The organism is Rhizobium tibeticum, assembly GCF_900110205.1.
GTDB lineage: Bacteria > Pseudomonadota > Alphaproteobacteria > Rhizobiales > Rhizobiaceae > Rhizobium > Rhizobium tibeticum.
On the sequence record NZ_FOCV01000001.1, the window covers coordinates 78771 to 101083 of the forward strand.

The 22313-nt window shown below is 60.7% G+C and carries 16 protein-coding genes and 1 pseudogene; 9 read left to right on the forward strand and 8 right to left on the reverse strand.

Annotation, left to right across the window (positions count from 1 at the left end; genetic code table 11):
- The first annotated feature begins 271 nt into the window (after positions 1 to 271).
- From BSG20_RS00420 to BSG20_RS00430, 3 genes are all read left to right on the forward strand, one after another.
- Positions 272 to 652 (forward strand): hypothetical protein, encoded by a 381-nt coding sequence (locus tag BSG20_RS00420; protein ID WP_072370384.1) that lies wholly within the window; start codon positions 272 to 274, stop codon positions 650 to 652.
- A gap of 62 nt (positions 653 to 714) precedes the next feature.
- Positions 715 to 1461 (forward strand): TlyA family RNA methyltransferase, encoded by a 747-nt coding sequence (locus BSG20_RS00425; protein ID WP_072370386.1) that lies wholly within the window; start codon positions 715 to 717, stop codon positions 1459 to 1461.
- Positions 1458 to 2708, forward strand: a complete 1251-nt coding sequence (locus tag BSG20_RS00430) for a class I SAM-dependent RNA methyltransferase (RefSeq protein WP_072370388.1) — start codon at positions 1458 to 1460, stop codon at positions 2706 to 2708. The genes BSG20_RS00425 and BSG20_RS00430 overlap by 4 nt, the downstream gene beginning before the upstream one ends.
- A 73-nt stretch (positions 2709 to 2781) precedes the next feature.
- Here BSG20_RS00430 and BSG20_RS00435 read toward each other — a convergent pair whose 3' ends face one another.
- From BSG20_RS00435 to BSG20_RS00450, 4 genes are all read right to left on the reverse strand, one after another.
- Entirely contained in the window at positions 2782 to 4605 is a 1824-nt protein-coding gene (locus BSG20_RS00435; protein ID WP_072370392.1) for a HAMP domain-containing methyl-accepting chemotaxis protein, read from the reverse strand.
- A 286-nt stretch (positions 4606 to 4891) separates the two neighbouring features.
- A complete protein-coding gene (gene mcpU / locus BSG20_RS00440) occupies positions 4892 to 6958 on the reverse strand; it encodes a methyl-accepting chemotaxis protein McpU (protein WP_072370736.1) in 2067 nt (688 codons plus the stop codon).
- A 216-nt stretch (positions 6959 to 7174) separates the two neighbouring features.
- Complete coding sequence (locus tag BSG20_RS00445) at positions 7175 to 7927, reverse strand: crotonase/enoyl-CoA hydratase family protein (protein ID WP_072370395.1); 753 nt, start codon at positions 7925 to 7927, stop codon at positions 7175 to 7177.
- A 9-nt stretch (positions 7928 to 7936) separates the two neighbouring features.
- Positions 7937 to 9715, reverse strand: coding sequence for an acyl-CoA dehydrogenase family protein (locus BSG20_RS00450; RefSeq protein ID WP_072370397.1), 1779 nt, complete (start codon positions 9713 to 9715; stop codon positions 7937 to 7939).
- Positions 9716 to 9930: 215 nt separating this feature from the next.
- On the opposite strand from BSG20_RS00450, the gene BSG20_RS00455 reads away from it, so the two are divergent.
- Positions 9931 to 10926, forward strand: a complete 996-nt coding sequence (locus BSG20_RS00455) for a transporter (RefSeq protein ID WP_072370400.1) — start codon at positions 9931 to 9933, stop codon at positions 10924 to 10926.
- 68 nt (positions 10927 to 10994) lie between these two features.
- Here BSG20_RS00455 and BSG20_RS00460 read toward each other — a convergent pair whose 3' ends face one another.
- Positions 10995 to 11522 (reverse strand): BA14K family protein, encoded by a 528-nt coding sequence (locus BSG20_RS00460; RefSeq protein WP_072370403.1) that lies wholly within the window; start codon positions 11520 to 11522, stop codon positions 10995 to 10997.
- Between the two features lie 155 nt (positions 11523 to 11677).
- Here BSG20_RS00460 and BSG20_RS00465 point away from each other — a divergent pair.
- Positions 11678 to 12675: pseudogene (locus BSG20_RS00465) on the forward strand (glycoside hydrolase family 25 protein).
- A 68-nt stretch (positions 12676 to 12743) separates the two neighbouring features.
- Here the strand turns inward: BSG20_RS00465 and BSG20_RS00470 are convergent.
- Positions 12744 to 13988, reverse strand: a complete 1245-nt coding sequence (locus BSG20_RS00470) for an aromatic ring-hydroxylating oxygenase subunit alpha (protein WP_072370406.1) — start codon at positions 13986 to 13988, stop codon at positions 12744 to 12746.
- 409 nt (positions 13989 to 14397) lie between these two features.
- Here BSG20_RS00470 and BSG20_RS00475 point away from each other — a divergent pair, with 409 nt between their 5' ends.
- The 3 genes from BSG20_RS00475 (at position 14398) to BSG20_RS00485 (ending at position 17525) form a co-directional block, all read left to right on the forward strand.
- Entirely contained in the window at positions 14398 to 15003 is a 606-nt protein-coding gene (locus tag BSG20_RS00475; RefSeq protein WP_072370409.1) for a DUF6656 family protein, read from the forward strand.
- 80 nt (positions 15004 to 15083) lie between these two features.
- Positions 15084 to 16058 carry an L-threonylcarbamoyladenylate synthase gene (locus tag BSG20_RS00480; protein WP_072370412.1) on the forward strand — a complete coding sequence of 325 codons (975 nt, stop codon included), beginning with the start codon at positions 15084 to 15086 and terminating at the stop codon, positions 16056 to 16058.
- Positions 16059 to 16079: 21 nt separating this feature from the next.
- Entirely contained in the window at positions 16080 to 17525 is a 1446-nt protein-coding gene (locus BSG20_RS00485; RefSeq protein WP_072370416.1) for an FAD-binding oxidoreductase, read from the forward strand.
- Here the strand turns inward: BSG20_RS00485 and BSG20_RS00490 are convergent.
- Positions 17522 to 20245 carry a DUF1217 domain-containing protein gene (locus BSG20_RS00490; RefSeq protein ID WP_072370419.1) on the reverse strand — a complete coding sequence of 908 codons (2724 nt, stop codon included), beginning with the start codon at positions 20243 to 20245 and terminating at the stop codon, positions 17522 to 17524. The two genes, BSG20_RS00485 and BSG20_RS00490, sit on opposite strands and share 4 nt — an antisense overlap.
- A 298-nt stretch (positions 20246 to 20543) precedes the next feature.
- On the opposite strand from BSG20_RS00490, the gene BSG20_RS00495 reads away from it, so the two are divergent.
- Positions 20544 to 21110 (forward strand): DUF6101 family protein, encoded by a 567-nt coding sequence (locus BSG20_RS00495; protein ID WP_024314278.1) that lies wholly within the window; start codon positions 20544 to 20546, stop codon positions 21108 to 21110.
- Between the two features lie 61 nt (positions 21111 to 21171).
- Here BSG20_RS00495 and ubiA read toward each other — a convergent pair whose 3' ends face one another.
- On the reverse strand, positions 21172 to 22131 hold the full coding sequence (ubiA, locus tag BSG20_RS00500) for a 4-hydroxybenzoate octaprenyltransferase (protein ID WP_072370422.1): 960 nt from the start codon (positions 22129 to 22131) through the stop codon (positions 21172 to 21174).
- Positions 22132 to 22313: the final 182 nt, after the last annotated feature.

Consider the following 22313-nt stretch of genomic DNA (forward strand, 5'->3'; position numbering starts at 1 on the left):
GACGTCGGGCATGCCAATGCATGCTCAAAAAATTCGGATAGCGAACATGATCAGCAAATGGGAGGAAGCCATCATGGCGGGAAGCAGCTTCGGCGAGCCGCTGCAATCTGCCTGACCCTATGTCGGCAGACTTTAAATTTGTTTAAGTTCGTGCGACGCAGTATCGTCGCAATGACCCGAACCCATTCTCAACTTTAAATGTGCATTTCTGGCCTTCACTTTTCTTGCCTGAGGTGTAGGATGACACATCCTCAGAAAGGGAGGGATGCCCATGCGTGTTGTTATTAGCGCACTCGCAACGACGCTCGCGATTTGCAGTCCCGCGGCAGCCGCCGAAAAGATGACCGGCAAGGAACTGACTGCGCTTCTTGGTCAAGGCAAGGAGCTGATGTTGGGCGGTCCCGGCAAAGGATACCAGGGCAGCCTTACGCTCGACGCCAACGGGACAGCAATGGGACAAGTAAAGCTCGACAGCGGCCAAGTGATTCCGATCGAAGGCGTCTGGGCAGTCAAGAAGGACAAATTCTGTCGAACCTGGAAGGGTGGCCGCGACGCCGGCAAGGAAATCTGCGAGACGTGGGTCAAAACTGGACCGAAGTCAGTCGAAGTAATAGTCGGCAAGAGAGATCTCGGGACGAATTCTTGGAACTAGGCCTCGCGCCCACTTGCAACAAAAGGCTTGCAACCGATGGCGTTGCCCGTCATGGACAGCGCATGTCAGATCAGAACACGCAACGCCTTGACCAGCTTCTCGTCAGCCTTGGTCTCTTCGCCAGCCGTTCCCGCGCGCGCGATGCCGTGCAGCGCGGCACCGTCAAAGTCGGTGGCAAGGTTGTGACCAAGGCCGGCGCGCTGTTTGGCGAAGATGCCGCAATCCAGATCGATGATCCGGCGCAGGAATATGTCTCGCGCGCAGCGTTGAAGCTCGCCGCCGCGCTGGATCATTTCAAGCTCGATCCGTCGGGGCATCGCTGTCTCGATGTCGGCGCTTCGACCGGCGGCTTCACGGAAGTCCTGCTGGCGCGCGGTGCGGCGCAGGTCACCGCGATCGACGTCGGGCATGGCCAGATGCATCCGCGCATATCGAACGATCCCCGTGTGACCAACATCGAGGGTCTGAACGCGCGCAACCTGACGGCCGAGGACATCGGGCACCCGATCACCTTCATTGTGTCGGACGTCTCCTTTATCTCTCTGAAACTGGCGCTGGCCCCTGCCCTTGATCTTGCGGAAGCGGGAGCTGTCGCCGCTCTCCTCGTCAAGCCGCAGTTCGAGGCCGGGCGCGATGCGATCGGCAAGGGCGGGCTTCTCAAGGATCCGTCGTCTGCGCCTGATGTCGCAGCCGAACTCGAGCATTGGTTCGTCGAGGACATGGGCTGGGACAGCCTCGGACTGATCCCCTCCCCCATTGCCGGCGGCGACGGCAACCAGGAATTTCTACTCGCAGGAACAAAACCGTGAGCACGCAAACAGTTACGATCGAAAAGCTCGGCGCCCAAGGCGACGGGATCGTGCATGCAGACGGTGGGCCGATCTACGTGCCCTTCACCCTGCCGGGTGAAACCGTCGCCATTGCGCGGATCAAGACCCATGGCACGCTGATGTCCATCTCGGACCCATCAGCTGATCGCCAAGACCCACCTTGCCGGCATTTCGGACCCGACGGCGTGAACGGCACCTGCGGCGGCTGCAGCCTGCAGCACATGAATGATGCGGCCTACCGCAGCTTCAAGCGTCAGCTGGTTGTCGATGCGCTGAAATCGAAGGGACTGACGCCCGACGTCGCCGACCTCGTCGCCGCTCATCCCGGCGAGCGCCGGCGCGTGGTCTTCGCCGCGCGGCGGACCGAGAAGGACATGCTGATCGGCTTCAATCAGGCCGAAAGCCACCACATCGTCGCCATCGAGGAATGTCCCATCTCGTCGGCGGGCATCATTGCCAGGCTGCCGGCGATCACGGCGATTGGTGCGGCGCTGGCCAATAGCGCGGAAGCGTTCCGCATTGCCGTATTGGAGACCTTGTCGGGCCTCGATCTTGCGGTCGACGGCATCAAGAAGCTCTCAGACCAGCAGCGTCGCAAGGCAATCGAGACGGTGCTTTCCTTGCGTGGCATCGCCCGCGTCTCGCTCAATGGCGAGATTCTCGTCGAACCATCCAAGCCGCTCGTCGATTTCGGCGGCGTCAATGTCGTTCCTCCGCCCGGCAGTTTCACGCAGGCGACCAAGCCGGCGGAAGACGCAATGGCGCAAGTCGTTCTGGCACATGTCGGCAAGGCGAAGCGCATCGCTGATCTCTTTGCCGGTGCAGGCACATTTTCGCTCCGCCTTGCCCGGGTCGGTCGCGTGCACGCGGTCGAGAGCGAGGATAAACCTCTCGCAGCGCTTGATCATGCCGCCCGCAACGCGCAGGGCCTGAAACCGGTTAGCGTCGAAAAACGGGACCTTTTCCGCCGGCCGTTGATGACATCCGAGCTGAAGGTCTACGATGCCGTGGTCTTCGATCCGCCGCGTGCCGGGGCAGAGTTTCAATGCAAGGAATTGGCGCGGTCGAACGTTAAGAAAGTCGTGGCCGTCAGCTGCAATCCGCTGACGCTCGCCCGCGATCTCGCTCTGCTCGTGGAGGGAGGCTATCGCATTACCGGTGTGACGCCGATCGATCAGTTCCTGTGGACGCCGCACGTCGAAGTCGTGGCGACGCTGGAAAAGTAGAAGCGGTCTTCCAAACCAAAAACGCCCGCGACAAGCGCGGGCGTTCGTTCCGACTTGATGCATCGGTCACAAATCAGGCGGCGCGACGGCCGTATGATGCTGCAGTCTGCGATGCGGTCTGCAGGTTGAACTGGCTAAGCAACTGCATCAGCTTGGCAGCTTCTTGCGCCAGCCCATGGCTCGCTGCCGTCTGCTCCTCGACCATGGCGGCATTCTGCTGCGTCCCCTGGTCCATCGTGTTAACCGCTGTGTTGATCTCGGCAAGGCCGATCGATTGCTCTCGAGTTGCCGTGACGATCGCGTCGACGTGACGGCTGATTTCCTGAACCTGGCCGACGATCGCCTCGAGCGCCTTGCCGGTATTGCCGACCAGCGTCACGCCGGAACGAACCTGTGCGTTCGATGCGGTGATCAGGCTTTCGATTTCCTTCGCGGCCTGAGCCGAACGCTGCGCCAGTTCGCGCACTTCCTGTGCCACGACGGCGAAGCCCTTGCCAGCTTCACCGGCACGCGCAGCCTCTACGCCGGCGTTCAGTGCCAGAAGGTTCGTCTGGAAGGCGATGTCGTCGATGACACTGATGATATTGGAGATTTTTTCGGAAGACTGTTCGATCTCGGTCATCGCCGAAACCGCCTTGCGGACGATGTTGCCCGACTCTTCGGCGCCCGAGCGCGCACGAGTGACAAGCGTGCCGGCCTCCTCAGCGCGCCGCGCCGTGTCCTTGACCGTCGTCGTAATCTCCTCGAGTGCGGCTGCCGTTTCCTCGATGGAGGCAGCCTGCTGCTCTGTGCGCCGGGCAAGACCGTCCGCGGCCGTGCGGATTTCTCCGGCGCCCGCATCAATCGCATGAGCATTGTCGCCGACCTCCTGAAGGACGGCCCGCAACTTGGCGACGGAGGCATTGAAATCGCTGCGCAGCCGATCAAGGTGATCGGCAAATGGTGTCTCGATCGTCCGAGTGAGATCGCCTTCCGAGAGCGCCCCCAGCGCTTCGGCAAGCGCACCCACGGCATGCTGGATTTCCGACGCTTCGCGGGCCTTCGAGGCTTCGTTGCGAGAACGCTCCTGCTGAGCTTGCTCTCGGGTATGGTCTGCGCTGCGTTCGAGGTCGAGGCGTGCGAAGGAGTTGTCGCGGAAGACTGCAACGGCAGCCGCCATGTCGCCAATCTCATCCTTGCGCCCAGCATAAGGGACGGCGGTGTCGAGATCGCCGTCTGCCAGACGCGCCATGCGGGCTGCGATCGTCGAGATCGGCCGCGAAATGCGCTTCCACGCGAGGAAGGCAGCAGCGACGGCGACGGCGAGCGCGACGACGAGACCACCGACGATCGACAGGACGCCTGCGTTATAATTGCCAGCTGCGGCAGCGAGCGCCGCATCGGTCGACTGCCGGTCCTTTGCGAGCATTCCGTCGACGAGGGTCTGAATGTTGTTCGCCGACATCGAAAGCTCCCCGCGATAGAGGCTGTTTGCCTGGCTGCGCTTGCTGTCGAGCGCCAGCGCGATGATCTTGTCGGCGAGCGCAGCATCGTTGGCGAGCGCCTTCTGCAGCCGGGAGAAGTTCTGGCTCATGTAGTCGCTCTTCGGCTGCTTTTCGAAGGCGTCGATGGCTGTGGCGAGGCGCTGACGGCGGGTCTTCAGCGTCGTCTCGGCGTTACGGAAGTCCGTCTTGCCCGTTGCAAGGAGATAGTCGGCGTAGCTACGGCGAACGTCGTTCAGCATCGTGACGATCGCGTAGAGCCGCTCCGTGTTGGGGATGTTCTGCGCGCCGATCTGCTGGGTGTTCGCCTCCAGATTGGTCAAGGAGAAGGCCGCGATCGCACCCTGTACCAAGGCAATGAAAACAAGAGACAGAAAGAGTAGTGGAAGGAGCGTTTTTATCTTCAGTTTGGACATATGGGCGGTCTCATACGGCTAAAGTGACAAGGCGCAACCGATCAGGATCGATCGCCCGCCCAGTCACTCGCCTTGATGGTGTCGGGGAGAACGGTACGGACGATATCCGTCCTGCGTCATGCATTGGATCTCACTAGAGACGACGATCCGTAAGATTTGATTAAAAGTAGTACTTTTAATCATCGTCGGCAGCGGTCAGCGTGGCTTGCGAAGGGGTGGTTGCTCGCGGTCTCCAAAAACGCCCGCGACAAGCGCGGGCGTTCTGATTTCACCGGACAGATATCCATCAAGCGGCGCGACGGCTGAAGGCCCCGGCCTGCGACGCGGCCTGCAGGTTGAACTGGCCAAGCAACTGCATCAGCTTGACCGCCTCCTGCGCCAGCCCGTGGCTTGCTGCCGTCTGTTCCTCGACCATGGCGGCATTCTGCTGCGTGCCCTGATCCATCGTGTTGACCGCCGTATTGATCTCGGCAAGCCCGGTCGATTGCTCGCGGGTTGCCGTGACGATCGCGTCGACGTGGCGGCTGATTTCCTGAACCTGGCCGACGATTTCTTCCAGCGCCTTACCCGTATCCCCGACCAAGGTGACGCCCGAGCGAACCTGTGCATTCGACGCTGTGATGAGGCCTTCAATCTCTTTCGCAGCCTGAGCCGAGCGCTGTGCCAATTCGCGCACTTCCTGAGCCACGACAGCAAAGCCCTTGCCGGCTTCACCTGCACGGGCTGCTTCGACGCCGGCGTTCAGCGCCAACAGGTTGGTCTGGAAGGCAATATCATCGATGACGCCGATGATGTTGGCGATCTTCTGCGACGACTGCTCGATCTCGGTCATTGCCGAAACGGCCTTGCGAACGATGTTGCCGGACCCTTCGGCGCCGAAGCGCGTGCGGGAGTCGAGTGTCCCGGCCTCCTCTGCACGACGAGCCGTGTCCTTGACCGTCGTCGTGATCTCCTCCAGTGCCGCTGCCGTTTCCTCGACCGAGGCTGCCTGCTGCTCGGTGCGTCGGGCAAGGCCGTCCGCAGCCGTGCGGATTTCGCTTGCGCCTGCATCGATGGCATGGGCGTTGTTGCCCACGGCATGCAGGGCGCCGTGGAGCTTGCTGACTGCGCTATTGAAGTCATCGCGAAGGCGGTCGAGATGCGACGCAAACGGCGTCTCGATGCGGTGAGCAAGGTTGCCGTCCGACAGCGCACCTAGGGCGCTTGCAAGCGCGTCGACGGCGTGGCGGATCTCTGTTGCTTCGCGGCTCTTCTGCTGCTCACGTTCCTGGCGCTCGCGCTCGGTGAGTGCGCGGCCGCTCTCTGCCTCGCCCTCCAGGCGCTCGCGGTCAATCGCGTTCTTCTTGAAGACGCCAACGGCCTCGGCCATCGAACCTATCTGGTCGCGGCGCTGCTCGCCGGGAACGACGACCGATAGATCGCCGGCAGCGAGCTTTTGCATCGCAGCAGTCATGTCGGTCACCGGACGGATCACGAGGCCATGCAGCAGCCAGGCCATGGCGGCAATCATCAGACCGACGGCAAGGATCGTGGCAACGGTTGCGGCAATGCGGAACTCGTTCAGCGACGCGAAGGCCGCACCGCTGTCGACGACGAAACCGAGATACCATTCGACCGACGGCAGACCGGCGACGGGCATGAAGCTGACGAGGACGTCCTTGCCGGCAAACTGCGTCGAAGCCAGCCCTGCCTTGATCGCCGGCGTCTGAGACGGGAAAGCGTCGGCGATCGTCTTTGTCACCAGCTTCGCGTCCGGATGGATCAGGATCTGCCCGCTCTTGTTGACGAGGAAGGCTGTGCCTTTGCCGCCTAGGTCGATCTCCTTGATCATGTCCACCATGGTCTTCAGCGAGAAGTCGCTGCCGACGACGCCGGCCAACTTGCCGTCGCGTTTGACCGGAATGGCTGCGCTGATGATGAGGTCACCGCTCGACGCGTCGTTGTAGGGTTCGGTCAAGACAGGAGCATCGGCCTTGACGGCATCCTGATACCATGGACGCTTGCGCGGATCGTAGTCGGCTGGCAGCGGAAGATCCGGCCAGGACGTGAAGACGCCCTGCTCATCGCCGAGATAGGTGCTGACGAACTGGCTGCTAAGGACATCGTTCTGCAGCACTCCCTTGACGCCCGGCTGGTCAGAAGTGCGGCCGATGGCGTTTGCAACCATTGCCGTCAGCGTCACACGGCCGTTCATCCAGTTGGCCAGGCTATTGGCGGCCTGCTCGCCGGAAGAGCTGATGTTGGCTTCGATCGCGGCCGTCGCGGTGCTTCGCTCGACGGAATTGATGTAATAGGAAAAGGCGGCGAAAGCCCCGAGAACAACGGCGGACGCGGCAACGAGGATGCGCGTCATCAGATTCGTCTTGTTTTTCAAGGATTATTTCCTTTCGGGAGCAGTCCGCGCAGTGCTTGACGAACACGGGCCACTCGATGCGGCGGGCTAAGGGCAAAGCGGGACAAAGCGCCTCATGCGCCCGGACGACCGCGACATCGCGCGCCGTCATGCCCCTCATATTAGAGGGGCGTTTAAAACAGGCTTAAAATTTGACGAAGTTCAAATATTTCCACGTCAACGGCGCATGAAGGCTTCGAAGGCGGCCCTCGCTTCGGCGCTATGCAGGCGATCGAAGAAATGGCGGGCCTCATCATCGATGCGGGCAATAACCTCATCGCGGTCGCCGCGGATCAGGTTGCGCGCGATCTTCAGCGCTTCCGGCGGCTTGGCCGCGAGCTTGGCGGCGGTGTCGAGTGTCGTGGATTCGACCTCATCGGGCGCGCAGACCTTCCAGACAAGTCCCGCTTCCCGTGCTTCCTCGCCGGAGAACCCCTCGCCGGCTGCCAGCAGCGCGAAGGCGCGCTGCTGTCCCATGATGCGCGGCGCAAGCAGGCTGGACGCCGCCTCCGGAACGAGCGCCAGATCGACGAACGGTGTCCGAAATTGGCTGCGCGCAGAAGCGATGGTCAGGTCGCAATGCATATGCATGGTGGTTCCAATGCCGATCGCCAACCCGTCCACGCCGGAGACGATCGGTTTTTCAGAGCGGACCATGGCATAGAGGAACTCGACGATCTCCCGCGGCATGGCGCCCCCCATGGCCGCGGCCAGGAAATCACCCAGGTCGTTGCCTGCGGAAAAGCAGCCTTTTGTGCCGAGAAAGGCAGTCGCCCGGATCGCCGTGTCGCCATCGGCGGCGATCAGCGCGTCCGTCATCGTCCGATACATCGCACGGGTGATCGCATTCTTCTTTTCCGGCCTGTTGAAACGGATGATCTGGATGCCGGCATGGGCTGCATCCTGCTCGACGATGACGTGCTCTGTCATGATGGTCCCTCAGGCGAGAACGATTTTGGCGGCCGCAAGGCTTGCAGCACCTGTGATGACGCAGTCCTTCAGCGCCGTAACTTCTGAAAGAAGATTCTCCGCAGCAAAGCGGCAGAGCGCGATGCGGCCCCCAGTGCGACCGTCCGGTGCCTGCACGAGCCCGCCCTTGGCGAGGTAGCAACCGGTCAGGACAAGGCCGAAAAGGCGCTGATAGGGTGTGGCGCCGGCCAGTGCCTCGGTCGTCTTGCCATCGCGGACCTGCGCCAGCAGCCAGTCTGTCGCTTCCCCGAGGTCGGTAATGGCTGCGTCGAGCCGGTTTGCCGTCGCGCCAAAGCCATCGAGGTTGGAATGGCGGACCTGATCGGCGATCTGTTTCAGCTCAGCGATGAACCCGTGCACCTGCTCGCCATTCGCTAGCGTCAATTTGCGGGTGACGAGATCGATTGCCTGGATGCCGTTCGTGCCCTCGTAAATCGGTGCGATGCGCGCATCGCGCAGGTAACGCGCAGCGCCCGTTTCCTCGATGAAGCCCATGCCGCCGTGGACCTGAATGCCGAGCGAGGCAACGTCGACGCCGACATCGGTGGAAAAGGACTTGGCGATCGGTGTCAGCAGCGCAGCGCGTTCCTGCCAATGCTGTAGGCGGTCTGCTGCGCGATGCGACATGTCGATGGCATGCGCGCAGGCGTAGGAAATCGCCCGTGCGCCCTGTGTCAGCGCCTTCATGGTCAGGAGCATGCGGGTGACATCGGGATGCTCGATGATCGGGCTCATCCCGCCGCCCGTCCAGCGCGGCGCCTTGCCCTGGGTGCGCTCCTTCGCATAGGCCGTTGCCTTCTGCGTCGCCGCCTCGGCGATCGCAACGCCCTGCATGCCGACGGCAAGGCGGGCGTTGTTCATCATCGTGAACATGCAGGCCAGGCCCTTGCTCTCCTCGCCGACCAGCCAGCCGATCGCACCCTGCTCCTCGCCAAACTTGCCGTCACCATAGATCATGGTGCATGTGGGCGAGGCGTGGATGCCGAGCTTGTGCTCCAGCGAATGCGCAAACAGATCGTTGCGGGCACCGAGCGATCCGTCCGGATTGACGAGGAATTTCGGCACCAGGAACAGCGAGATCCCGCGCGTTCCGGCCGGTGCATCTGGCAGGCGGGCGAGCACCAAGTGAACGATGTTGTCGGCGGCGTCGTGTTCGCCCCAGGTGATGAAGATCTTCTGGCCGAAGATGCGGTAGGTGCCGTCATCGCGGCGTTCGGCGCGCGTCTTGAGCACACCGAGGTCAGAGCCGGCATGCGGCTCCGTCAGGTTCATCGTGCCGGTCCATTCGCCGGAGACAAGTTTTGCGAGGTAGGTACTCTTGAGTTCGTCCGAAGCATGGCTATTGATGGCCTCGATCGCCCCCATAGTGAGCGTCGGGCAGAGCGCGAATGCCATCGAACCGGAGTTCCACATTTCGAGCGCGGCGACATTCAACATATGGGGCAGCCCCTGCCCGCCGAACTCCTCAGGTGCGGTCAGGCCATTCCAGCCGCCAGCGATCCAGTTCTTATAGAGATTCCGCCAACCGTCGGGCGTCACCACCTTGCCATCGACAAGGCGCGAACCCTGACGGTCGCCGATCTCGGCGAGCGGCGCCACTTCGTCCGTGGCGAATCGTCCGGCTTCATGAAGGATGGCATCGACGAGATCCTCGCCGAGATCACCGAGCAAGCCGGCCTCGATTGCGCTCCCCAAGCCGGCAACATGCTTCAGCGTGAACGCGATCTCCTCGACGGGCGCCTTGTACATTCATGATCTCCTCGCATCGCAATCCGTCGAGCGACAACGCCCTCCGGCACCTCCACGGGCAGAGCTAATTGATTTTTACGTAAACGTCAATTTCAAACTTTCCCTCTAAAAGTGGCGGAAGGACGAGTTCTCTTCGTTATTACGCACTTGCACAAACAACCGTCATAGAGAATCTCTAAGGACACAGACCGCCATCGCAAGAGGACCGGCGCATTATGGATACTTTGCCCGCCAACATACCGGGACTCGTGTGGGCCTACCGCTTTCCGCAGGACGGCGGCAAGGCGACTCGCCTTGCAAACAGCGCGCCGCAAGCCGAACTGACGAACGGCGGCGGCTTCTATTGGCTGCATCTCAGTCTTGCCGATGCCCGGGTACCCGGCCTGCTCGACAGCATCGAGGGGCTGAACGACGATGCGAAGGCGGCACTGATCACCCGCGACACGCATGCCGCAATTACCGTTGACGAACAAATGCTCTACGGCACGCTTGTCGATTGCCAACGCGAGTTTGATCACGAGACCGCCGATCTCGGCTGGCTGCATTTTGCCATATCCGATCGCTTCATCATCACCACACGGCTGCAGCCGCTACGCAGCGTCGAACGCGCTCGCGCGCTCGTCGAGAAGAACCCGGCAAAGTTCGAACGGCCCGTCGACTTGTTCGAGACCCTGATGATCGAATTCCAGCGGACGCTGATCTCCATCGTCATGGAGATGACCGACGAGCTCAATGTTATCGAGGACTTCGTTTATGACACGACGCCTCGCGACGAGCGTCGGCGGCTGGCGCCAGTCAGGCGCACGGTCGTCAAGCTCCACCGACATCTGCGAACAGTGCTCGCTTTGATGCGGCGTGCGGCCGCCTCGCATGATGACGAAATGCCCTTCGGCTTCGAGGACGTCGCCGGACGACTGACAGGCCGCCTTGAAACGGTCGATCACGACATTTACGCGCTGCAGGACCGCGCGCGGCTGCTGCATGAGGAGATCGACTCGAAACTGTCCTCCGAGACGAACCGACACCTCTACATTCTATCGATCATGACCGCCTTCCTGCTGCCGCCGACCCTGGTGACGGGGTTCTTCGGCATGAATACGGCCAACCTGCCTTTTGCGGAAGGGAGCGGCGGCACGGAATATGCCGTTGCCCTCATCATCGCGTCGATCCTGTTGGCATGGTGGCTGCTGAAGCGCGTTCGCATCCTCTGAATGGAAAAACCCGGCATTTCTGCCGGGCCTGCATTTCTGCTGGGCGTTGAGACGTAAGCCAGTTTCCCTCAGTCGTACGGTGAAACGCACTGCTGGCGCGGGCCGTTGTAGGGCTGGAAGGTATTGTCGTAGGCGCGATAGGAGCGATAGCGCGCTTCGCACCGGGCCACATGGCCCGACCCAAGCGGGGCCGCCGGCGCAGGAGCGACATAGGTCGGCTGCGAGGCGATGGCGCCGCCAATGACCGCGCCGGCTCCGAAGGCAGCGAGCGGGAACCAGTATCCGTTGTAGTAGCGGTAGCCACTTCGATAAGAGGGATAGCCGCGATAACCACCATACCAGCCAGGACGATAGGCTGGGCGATACCTTGGATAATAACCAGGGCGATAGCCGGGATAGTAGCCAGGCCGATATCCCGGGCGATAACCGGGAGGGCGGCAATAGGGACCACGGCAATATTGGACGTTCTGGACGTCACCAGACTTTTCGACATGCGGCAGGGCCGGCATCTGCATCGCCTGCGAGGGCGTAAAGCCACTTGCCAACGTGACGAAGGAAACGGCGGCAATCGCTATCTTCTTAAAAAATCCCGTCATGGAAACTCCATTCCCAGGTTGGAATATGCGCGCACGAGAACGCGAAGGCTATGAAAACGTTCCAATGATCCGTTTTCATGCCGTTCTCGCGACTTTCCGTTTTTAAGCGATCGCGGATTAACCCGACATTAACCGACTTTCACCAGGCTCTTTCCATGAAGCAATCCTGGAGAAATCTTCTGCTTCGCCTGGTGGTTCCAGCGCTTGCCGCCGGCGCTGTCACTCAGGCTGCGGCAACCGACACTCTCCCCTGGAAGAATCCCAACAACGCGCTCGTCGTCGACGCCTACGAATTGAATACGATCGATTGGGATTCTCTGCTTTCTGACAAGCGCATAACCGCCTTCATCTCGAAGGCCTCTGACGGACTTCCGGAGAGCTTCTCCTGCACCGGCGAACATGCCGGGGACACGGTTGCGCACTGCAAGACCATGTGGCGCAAATACGCGGTGAGCCGCGAACTCTTCCAGACGCGGCGGCTTGTTGCAAGGGCGGCCGGCCTGCTGTGGGGCTCCTATCACCTTGCACGGCCGGGCAACCCGGTCGACCAAGCCAACCATTTCCTCGATTACGCCGATCCCAAGGACGACGAGATGATGATCCTCGACCTCGAGGGCATCGATCCGCAGAAGTTCATGTCGCTGGAGGATGCGCAGATATTCGCGGGCCATATCAGGGCGCGGACCGGACGCTATCCAGTTCTTTACACCAATCACAATACCGCCCGCTATATCGCCGCCTACCGCAACGACTATCCGGTGCTGGCGCGGCTGCCGATCTGGTATGCGCGCTACAAGCCCGACGTGAAGGGCGTGTTCCCGATGGGAAACTGGGATAACTCCTGATGTGGCAGTTCTCGTCCGGAACGAACTGCAGCAAGCGCCGGTGCCCTTATCGCGTCCCCGGCACCCTGACCGATATCGATGTCAACGTCGCGCCGATGAACCGGGCCGAGCTCGCAAAGGTGTGGGCTCGGGGCAATCTTCTGCCTGCGCGCGAGCCCGACCCGCCGCTCGTCCTTGCCAAGATAGAGATGGAGCCGCGCCGAAGACCCGCCCAAGGCCCGGCGGCCCCCGTACCGGTTGTGCCGGACCCCATCGTCACCTCCTCGATTCCGCAGAGCGACGTGGGCCGTACCCGTCGCGACTTCTGACGAGCGCTGCGCAAAAAAAGACCCCGCCTCTCGGGAGACGAGGTCACTCGGGAGGTAGGTTTCTCAGGTCAGGCGACGACGGAGAACTTCGCTTGATCGCCTTGCAGGCGATTGACCATGAAGGTTGAGTACCATTCGAGGAATTGCATGACGCCGCCTTCGTGCAGCATCGAATAGGGACCGGGCTCATATGCCGGCGAGTGAATACCGAAGGCATTCTCCTCGACGATGCGGCGGTCCTGGTCGTTGGTTTCGGTCCAGACGTGGGTGAGCTCGGCGAGATCGTAGTCGACGCCTTCGACGGCATCCTTGTGCACAAGCCACTTCGTCGTGACTGCCGTTTCGTTGGCGCTGAGCGGCAGCACGCGGAACGAGATCGCATGGTCGCCGAGAATGTGGTTCCACGTCGTCGGATAATGGAAGAGCAGCATCGTGCCGATGCGATCGATCGTCACGTCGTCTGACAACGACCGCTTGACGGCGCTCTTGCCGGACATGGTGTAGCTCTCGGCGTCCTCGATCAATGGCATGCGGGCCGTGCGGAACTGACCATCGGGCGAAATCTGGAACTTGCTTGGCAATCCTGCCGCCTCGCAGCGTGCCCAGTGACCCGCGATCTCGGGATCGTCAGCGCCGCCATCCGTGCCCGTGACGCTCGGCGCTTCCGGGTAAGTGCGGCAAAGCTCCGGATGGTTGGCCGCGCAGTGATAGCACTCACGGTTGTTCTCCCAGACGAGCTTCCAGTTGCCCTTCTCGATGATCGTGCTCTGGAAGGCCACCTTCGCGTCGCTCAGGTGATGCGGCACCATGTAGGGCGCCACCATGTCGCGGACGGGCTGGAAGTCCGGCGCATTCTGGGCAAGACAGATGAAGATGTAGCCGCCGAAGCTCTCGCAATGAACGGGCTTTAGGCCGTAGCCGGTCTTGTCGAAATCGTCACCCATATGGCGGGCGAAAGCAAGCTTGCCATCGAGGTCGTAGGTCCACTGATGATAGGGGCAAACGAGGCGAACCGAGGAACCGTGCTCCTTCGTGCAGACACGCGAGCCGCGATGGCGACAGCTGTTGTGGAAGGCACGAATGACATTGTCGCGGCCGCGAACGATGACAACAGGGTATTCGCCGATCTGCACCGTGAAATAGGCACCGGCCTTCGGCAGTTCACAGTCGTGGCCCATGAACAGCCAATCGCGATAGTAGATCATTTCCATATCGAGCTTGAAATAATCTTCGTCGATATAGAAGGGCTGCTCGAGGCTGAAGCCTTCCCGCCGGGTCTTGAGTTGCCGCAATACGTTGCTGCGAATATCCATCTGCACATCCTCGTATAGTGGCCCCGCCACTTGGTCGAAGGCGGGAGCCGGAGCTTTGCTCCCTCTCCGTCAGGAGATTTTCTTGAAAGACATTTAAGCATCGCCGGCGCGCGGCGTTTGGTTGTAAAGCGACATCGGCTTCGAAAATGACGACAGGCGGCAAAGGAGTGCGGAATTGAAGACAGCATTCCGCCTCTGCACGCTCTGTTGCTGGCGACCAAGGCAAATTACGACATCGGCGCAACCCAATTCGCAGCTAGGCCTGCGGGCGACTTTGCCGCGACCATCGCGTTTGCGACATGATGGTATTGGTCCATTCCTATGAAGCCGCGATGACCGCTGCGTTTAATATACCATTAAGCATGATTGCCTATCCTTGCGGCATCAAACACGCATGCGGATATCCACCATGGCGAAGCTTCGCTATTTCGACGCCGGTAACAGCATCAATGCCCGCGAGGTCCCGGTCGCCGCGCATTCGGAATTCCTGCGCACTGGAAAGATTACGCGGACCCGCTCGCACTGGCTCGCCGAAGAGCGGCGCTACCTCTCGCATGACGAAGTCGCCGAGAGGACGGGCCGCAAGCTGGAGACGGCCGGCGCCAAGACGCATCAGCATATCAACGGCTTTCACCATTCGATCCAGTTTCCGAAGATGCTCTTCCATCGGACGCTGCAGGACAGCCCGCATCTCGGCTACTGCCACGTGACGGCGGCGCGGACGAAATTCGCCCGTTACCAAGACGTCAGCTGGGCCTTCTACATCGCCAATTTCTACGCCGACATTGGCGACAACGACAATTTCTTCCAGCAGATTGACGTGAAGTATTCGCGCATGTACTTCGCCGTCGCCATCAAGCCGGGCGAGCATACGCCCGAAAAAATGACGATCGACCGCTCGGTGCGGGGCAACGGTTTGCTTTTCCGTACCGACGATCCGCAAATCGCCATCAGGAATGTGCTGTTGCTCGGCGCGCGCAACGAACAACTGCGCGAGATCATTCGTCAACTCTGATCGGGATCATCGGCCAGCTCTGATATTGATCGGATCGCCCGGAAGGCATAAGGACTGCCCGACAGCAATCCGGGCGGCGCATGGCACGATCGATCGATATCACGAAGGACAGGCAGCAGGCTATCGAAGCCGGGTGTGCCGTACTTGGCGAGGGATTCCCGATAGCAATCCCGACGGAGACCGTCTACGGGCTCGCCGCCGATGCCACCAATCCGATCGCGATCGCCCACATTTACGAGACCAAGGGCCGCCCGCGCTTCAACCCGCTCATCTGCCACATGGCCGATCTTGCCATGGCGGAAAGACACGCCGCGTTTGACCCCGTTTCGCGCGCGCTGGCCGAAGCTTTCTGGCCAGGCCCGCTGACGCTCGTGCTACCGCTGAAGCCGGAGAGCGCCATTCATTCGCTCGCAACTGCGGGTCTCGATACCGTCGGCATCCGTGTTCCGAAAGGTTTTGCAGGCGACCTGATCCGCGCCTTCGGGCGACCGCTCGCCGCGCCCAGCGCCAATACGTCAGGCAAGATCAGTGCGACGAGCGCTGCCCATGTCGACGCCGATCTCGGCGAGCGCATCAGGTTGATCCTCGATGCCGGTGCGAGCACCGTCGGTGTCGAGTCCACGATCGTCAAGATCGAGGACGGCAAGCTCAGGCTCCTGCGACCGGGCGGTTTGGCGGCGATTGAGATCGAGCGTGTTGCAGGGCAAAAGCTTCTGAGATCCAAGAAGGCCTCGGCGGCCATCGAGGCGCCGGGAATGCTGGCATCCCATTATGCGCCCGGCGCAACCGTCCGGCTGGACGCAACCCGTGTCGATGCCGGCGAGGCGTTGATTGCCTTCGGCAAGACGTCTGTTGCCGGCGCCGATGACGCCAGAATCGTTCTCAATCTCAGCCAGGACGGAGATCTTGCCGAAGCGGCAGCCAATCTGTTCGATTATATGAAGCGAGCCGATGCCAGCGGCGCCGCGACAATCGCCTTTTCAGCCATCCCCGACGAAGGGCTCGGCGAGGCAATCAACGATCGGCTTCGCCGCGCCGCCGCGCCACGCGAATAAGCAAGAAGGATCAAGGTTTCGATGAGCAGCGTTTCCCCCGAACTTCTCGACCGTTTCGCCGCCATCGTCGGCGAGAAACACGCGCTTCGCAGTGAGGCGGATCTCGCGCCCCATCTGATCGAAAACCGCGGCCTATACCATGGCTCCTCACCTCTCCTTCTCAAGCCTGGCTCTGTCGACGAAGTGTCGGCGATCCTGACGCTCGCAACCGAGACCGGAACTGCGGTCGTGCCTCAGACTGGCAATACCGGCCTCGTCGGCGGCCAGACGCCGCGCGAGGGCAAATCTGATATCATCATCTCGCTCGAACGCATGAACAAGATCCGCGATGTCGATCCGGTTGCCAATGTCATAGTCGCTGATGGCGGTGCGATCCTCGCAGATGTGCAGAAGGCAGCAGAGACGCACGGCAGGCTGTTTCCACTGTCCCTCGGCTCCGAAGGCTCATGCCGGATCGGCGGCAATCTCTCAACGAATGCCGGCGGCACGGCCGTGCTTGCCTATGGCAACATGCGACATCTCTGCCTCGGCCTCGAAGTCGTGCTGCCCTCCGGCGAAATCTGGAACGGCCTGCGTCGACTGAAGAAGGACAACACCGGCTACGATCTACGCGACCTGTTCATCGGCGCGGAAGGCACGCTCGGCATCATCACCGGCGCGGTGCTGAAGCTGTTTCCGCAACCGCTTGGAAAACAGGTCGCGTTCGCGGGTGTTAATTCGGTCGAGGATGCCCTTTCGTTCTTCAACCTTGCTTCCAGCCTTTGCGGCACCTCCCTGACAGGCTTCGAGCTGATGCCGCGCTTCGGCGTCGAGATTACCGCCCGCAACATCGAAGGCGTGCGTGATCCACTGGAATCGGCTCACCCCTGGTATGTGCTCGTCGATATTTCGACGTCCGATTCGGCCGAGACTGCCGAGCGCATGATGATGGCGCTGCTCGAGCAGGGTTTCGAGGCCGGGCTGGTTCAGGACGCTGCAATCGCATCGTCGGTCGCGCAGCAGAAGGCGCTCTGGCATATGCGTGAGAGCATGTCGGACGCCCAAAAGCCGGAAGGCGGATCGATCAAGCACGACGTTTCCGTGCCGGTTTTGGCGATCCCGGCCTTCATGCGCGAGGCCAGGGATGCGGTCATGGCCGCCATGCCCGGCGCCCGCATCTGCGCCTTTGGCCACATGGGCGACGGCAATATCCACTACAACATTTCCCAGCCGGTCGGCGCGGACAAGCAGGCGTTTGTGGCGCGCTGGCGCGATATGAACCACATCGTCCATGGCTTCGTACTGGCGCATGGCGGGTCGATTTCCGCAGAGCATGGGATCGGTCAGCTGAAGCGCGATGAACTGGCCTCGATCCGGCCGGCGATCGAAATGGACCTGATGCGCAGGATTAAGCGTGCCTTCGACCCGGCTGGCATCATGAACCCCGGCAAGGTCGTCAGCCTCGACCAGACGTTGCCGACGAACTAGCTGCTCGTGCCGCCGTTGGTCAGGAGCTGCAGCGCCGGCGAACTGTTGGTATTGTTGGCGAGATCGTACATCGCGGTGAACCGCCGCAGCAGCTTGTCCACCTTCTTCGAGTCTTGAAGATCGTCGAGATTGACGAACTTCCCAAGCATGGAGAACTGCTTGGCGACATCCATGTTCGATACGCTGCTCGGCAGGCTGAAGGTGGTTGTGATCACCTGGAACAACGCCTTGTCGCCGAGGATCGTGTAGAGCGATGTGATATCAGGCGCGCTGCGGGCGAAATACAGCGCGAGGCGTACGCCGTCGTTCGTTTCGCCTTCCTGCGTTTCCAGCGTCTGCTGAACATACTTCTGCTGCGTCCGGTCTTCGGCACCCACGTTCTGGACCGCTCCGATCTTGGCGCGCGTCAGATTGCCATTGGTATCGAAGTTGAAGTCCGAGACAATCTCCTGGAACTTCGATTCGGCTTTCGTGTTCAGGTAGCTCTTGGGATCAGACGGATCGGAGGTGAAAATCTTCCGCAGCGTCTCCTCGTCGTATTTCTTCGGGTCGAGACCGTTTGCGGTCAAGACCAGGCTGGTCAGCTTGTCGTTCGACAGGAAGTCGTCGAGAGTGTTCACCTTCGCCATGCCCTTTGCGAAAGCATCGACGGCCTTCGTCGCATCCTCGGAAGCCTTGTCCCTGAGCGGGCCATCGCTCATGCCCATCAGGGTGCGCGACTTATAGTTGGTCGCGTATTTTGCCATGACCGCGGACGGCAGCGGCTGTATTTCGGCGGATGCCTTGCCGTCTGCTCCGAAATTAAAGGCGCGAACCAGATTGGTGATCCGCTCGTCCTTCAGCGAGGCGACGTAGCCGTCGGGATCGTATGGGTCGCTCTTCAGCAGCTTGCGGAACATTGAACGAGACACGTCTTGTTCCGTCAGCCCGTAGGCGCGAAGCGCCATATCATAGAGCTCCGGCAGGTCATCGTTCTTCCTGTCAAAGTCTGCGGCGGCGTTGGAGCGCAGAAAGTCATCGACCCTCTTGATATTGCCGTCAGTCATCCGCTTCTTGTAGTTTGCCACGGCTTCGTCGATCGCCTCGTCCTGCGCGTCTGCATATCGAGCGCCGTAAAACGTCGTCGTATCCATCAACTGTGCGCTCGATTGCGGACCGGATGCGCTGGCAGCCGAGCCATCGGCGGCAAAGCTGAATGCCGCGTTGAGCGTGCTGAAACCCTTACTGGCGGCAAAGCTCGCGTCGGTCAGTATGCTTTTCAGATCCGCGTCGCTGACGCTTCCCGGAACTCCATAGAGTGACCGTATGGTGTTCATCATCTGACCATCGGCGATCAGTTTGTCGACATTGGAAATCGTCGGGATCACGGTCTGGAAGTAGGAGACGTTGGTGCGGACCTGCGAACTCGTAGCCCGTGCCTGACCGATCGTTTGTGCACCTGCGCCATCGGCGACGCTACCATCGGCCTTGAAATTGAAGGACGAATGGACATCGTCGTAGCCCAGCAAGCTTGCGTAGCTGGCATCCGTCAAGACGCTGCGAAGATCCGCATCGCTGACGCTCTGGGGAAGGGAGTAGGCATCCCTGATGTAGTGAACCAGTTGGGTATCGGCGATCAGGTCATCGACGTTGGCGATGCCGACGATTTTTGATTGGTAGTAGCTCGTGGTGATTGCAGCCTGGTTGGACATCGATTTCATCTGGTCCGACGTCTGCGCGACATAGGATGCCGCGGCCGAATTGACGGTTCCGTCCGCGTTGAAATTGAAGCTCTGATTGACAGCGCTGAAATCCATCAAACTTGCGTAGCTCGCATCGGTAAGCACGAGCCGGAGCGCTGCATTGCTGAAATCGTCCCCCATGCTGAAGGCCGTCTTGATATAGGACGTCAGCCGGCTGTCAGCGATCAGATCGTTGACGTTGGTGATCGTCCCGATCTTGGACAGATAGTAGGCCTTGTTGTAATCGGCAGCCGCTGCGGTGGTGACCGACGGGACAGTCAGATTATACTGTTCCATGACGGCGTTCTTCTGGGTGGCCGTCTGCGCCGCCCCGTTGACTGTGCCATCTGCGTTGAAGTTGAATTGTGCGGCAAGCGCCTTGTATTTGTCGTTGCCGTTGAGATTGACAAAGCTGTTGGGATCGCTGCCGTCGCTCGTCAACACCTGCGCCAGGAAGTCCTTGGAAACGTAGGTGGGATCGATGCCGTAAGCCTTCAGAACATAGGTGCGGACCCGGCTGTCGGAAACGAGATCGGAAACGTTCTGCACGGCGTCTATCGCGTTGCTGTAGTAGGTCGTTTCGGTCGCGGCGTTCTTACCCTCGTCCGCGAACGACTGCGTATAGAGACCGATCAGATCGTCTTCCTGTGCGTCGCTCTGGGCGTCCGCCGCCGGCGTATTGAAATTGAAGGCGGCCGCGAATTCCTTGTAACGGGTATCCGAGAGCTTGTTGGCGAAGCTGTTGGCGTCGGTCAGGTCACTCTCCAGGACCTTTTTCATGAAGGCCTTCGCGTAGGTCATGTCATCGAGGCCGTAGGCCTTCATCGCATAGCTGTAGAGCCTGTAGTCGCCGAGGAAATCGTCTACGTCTTTGACCTTGTTGATGTTGTCGTCGTAGTACTCGGCATCGCGCTTGACCGTGGCCTGCGATGCGACCCGGTCGAGGCTTTGCTTCATGTTCCCCGACAATATGTTGTAGGCCATCGAAGCAGAGATCATAACGTGCCCTTTTCCGGCAAAGTCTTCAACATATGACAGAGTGGTTGGCGGTATTCTGCGACAAAAAGCTTACCCGAGACTTACTCGCACCGCGTTGCAAAACGGCACATGCGCCGTTCACCCTCCGGAAACCTTGCCGGCTTCGGTTTTGATAACCATCCACCGAGGCAAAGTTTTCTTAACCGCGATTTTTAAGTTGTCCGGAACAGCCGCCGCCTATTGTCGAGCCATAGAGGGCGAAAAGCCCCGAGGAGAAGACCGGAAACCGGCTCTCAGGTAAGACAAGGGTAGAATGAACATGAACAACACCGTTATGAAGCCCGTATGGGCTGGAACGACACTGCGTCTCGATCCGTCTCGCTTTCCCCAGCAGGTCAGCTACGCCATCCATGACTCCTCGAGTGACGTGAGCATAACGATCGACGAACGTGGCGCGATCCTGCGCAAGGTTCTTCCCTCGAGCGGCCTGCCGCTTTCGATCGCCCTTCCCAAGCGCGCCTTCAAGGGCGTTGCCGCCCGCGCCATCGACCATGGCGACGGCGAAGTCACCGTCACCCTGGAACTTCACCACGAAGATCCCGATCTCTGTGTGCCGTTGCTGGTCGCCCATGATCTCTCCGACATCGCCGCCGACTGGCGCGGCTGGTCGGAGGCCTTCCGCATTCCGATGCTGATGGTCGAGGCCGACGGGGTTGCACGTCCACTGGAAGAACATCTCGGCGACCTGCGCACCAGCGCATTGAAGCCGCGCCGCCGCCACTCCTACTTCGCCAACCGCCGTCCGCGCTTCCTCGTGCGCCGCACAACCGGTAAGCTCGGCGTCGCCATGAAGATCGAAGGTAAGGAAATCATCGCCCGCAGCTGAGCGGTGCGGGGTTTCAAATCATCAATGCCCGGCCTTTGTGCCGGGCATTGTCGTTTTCGCCTCAGGGCAGGACGAAGAGAAGCGAAAGAAAGAGGCCGAGAAAGATGATCAGGCCAACGCGATTGTTGGACTTGAACAATGCCAGGCACTGATCGCCGTCGTTGATATCCAGCGCTACGATTTGCCAGGCAAACATGCCGGCCGCAATGAGCAGACCGAGATAGGCAAACAGGCCGACGCCTGCGACCAGGAAGGCGCAGGAGGCGAGCACGAGCGTCAGACCATAGAGGCCGACCAGCCACTGTTTCGTCTTGTCGCCGAATAGCCGCGCGGTGGAACGAACGCCGATCAGCTCATCATCTTCCTTATCCTGGTGAGCGTAGATCGTGTCGTAACCGATCGTCCAGACCACCGAGGCGACGTAGAGGAGGATCGGCGCCAGCGAAAGGCTGCCGAAGATCGCCGCCCAGCCCATTAAGGCGCCCCAGGAGAAGGCAAGGCCAAGGAAGAATTGCGGCCAGTCCGTGAAGCGCTTGGCAAAGGGATAGAGCGCCACAATGGCGAGCGAGACGACGCCGAGAATGACCGAGAACCAGTTCAGCTGCAGCACGACCAGCAGCCCGACCAGCGCCTGCAAGACGATGAACACCTTGGCCTGCGTGCGCGTGACCCGGCCCGACGGCAGCGGGCGTGAGCGGGTGCGCGCCACTTCCTTGTCGATCTTGTGATCGACAAGATCGTTGTAGGTGCACCCTGCCCCGCGCATCGCAACAGAGCCGATGAAATACAGCACGAGATGGAAAATCAACTCCCCGCCGGAGAACTGGCCAACATAAGCCGCCGCATTCGCGGCCATAGCCGCTGACCAAAAGCAGGGCCACATCAAGAGCTGCCAGCCGATCGGCCGATCCCAGCGCGCAAGCTGCGCATAGGGCCAGAGCCAGGGAGGCAGGACCCGATAAACCCAGTTGTTCGAAGGCGCATCCGCAACGCGCCCGTTTGTTCCGCCGATCTGTTGCATGCCGCCATCTAGCGATCGGTTGAAGCACGGGTCAAGCCGTCATGCGGCCGCACCGCTAATCTCCTTAGAGCCTGCTCCCAGGAAATGTAAACGCGGGCAAGAACAACCCGGCATAGCTCACGCCGACCGCCTGAAGGAATGCAGCAGTCGCCGAGACGGCGAACCTAAGGATGTTCGCTTTT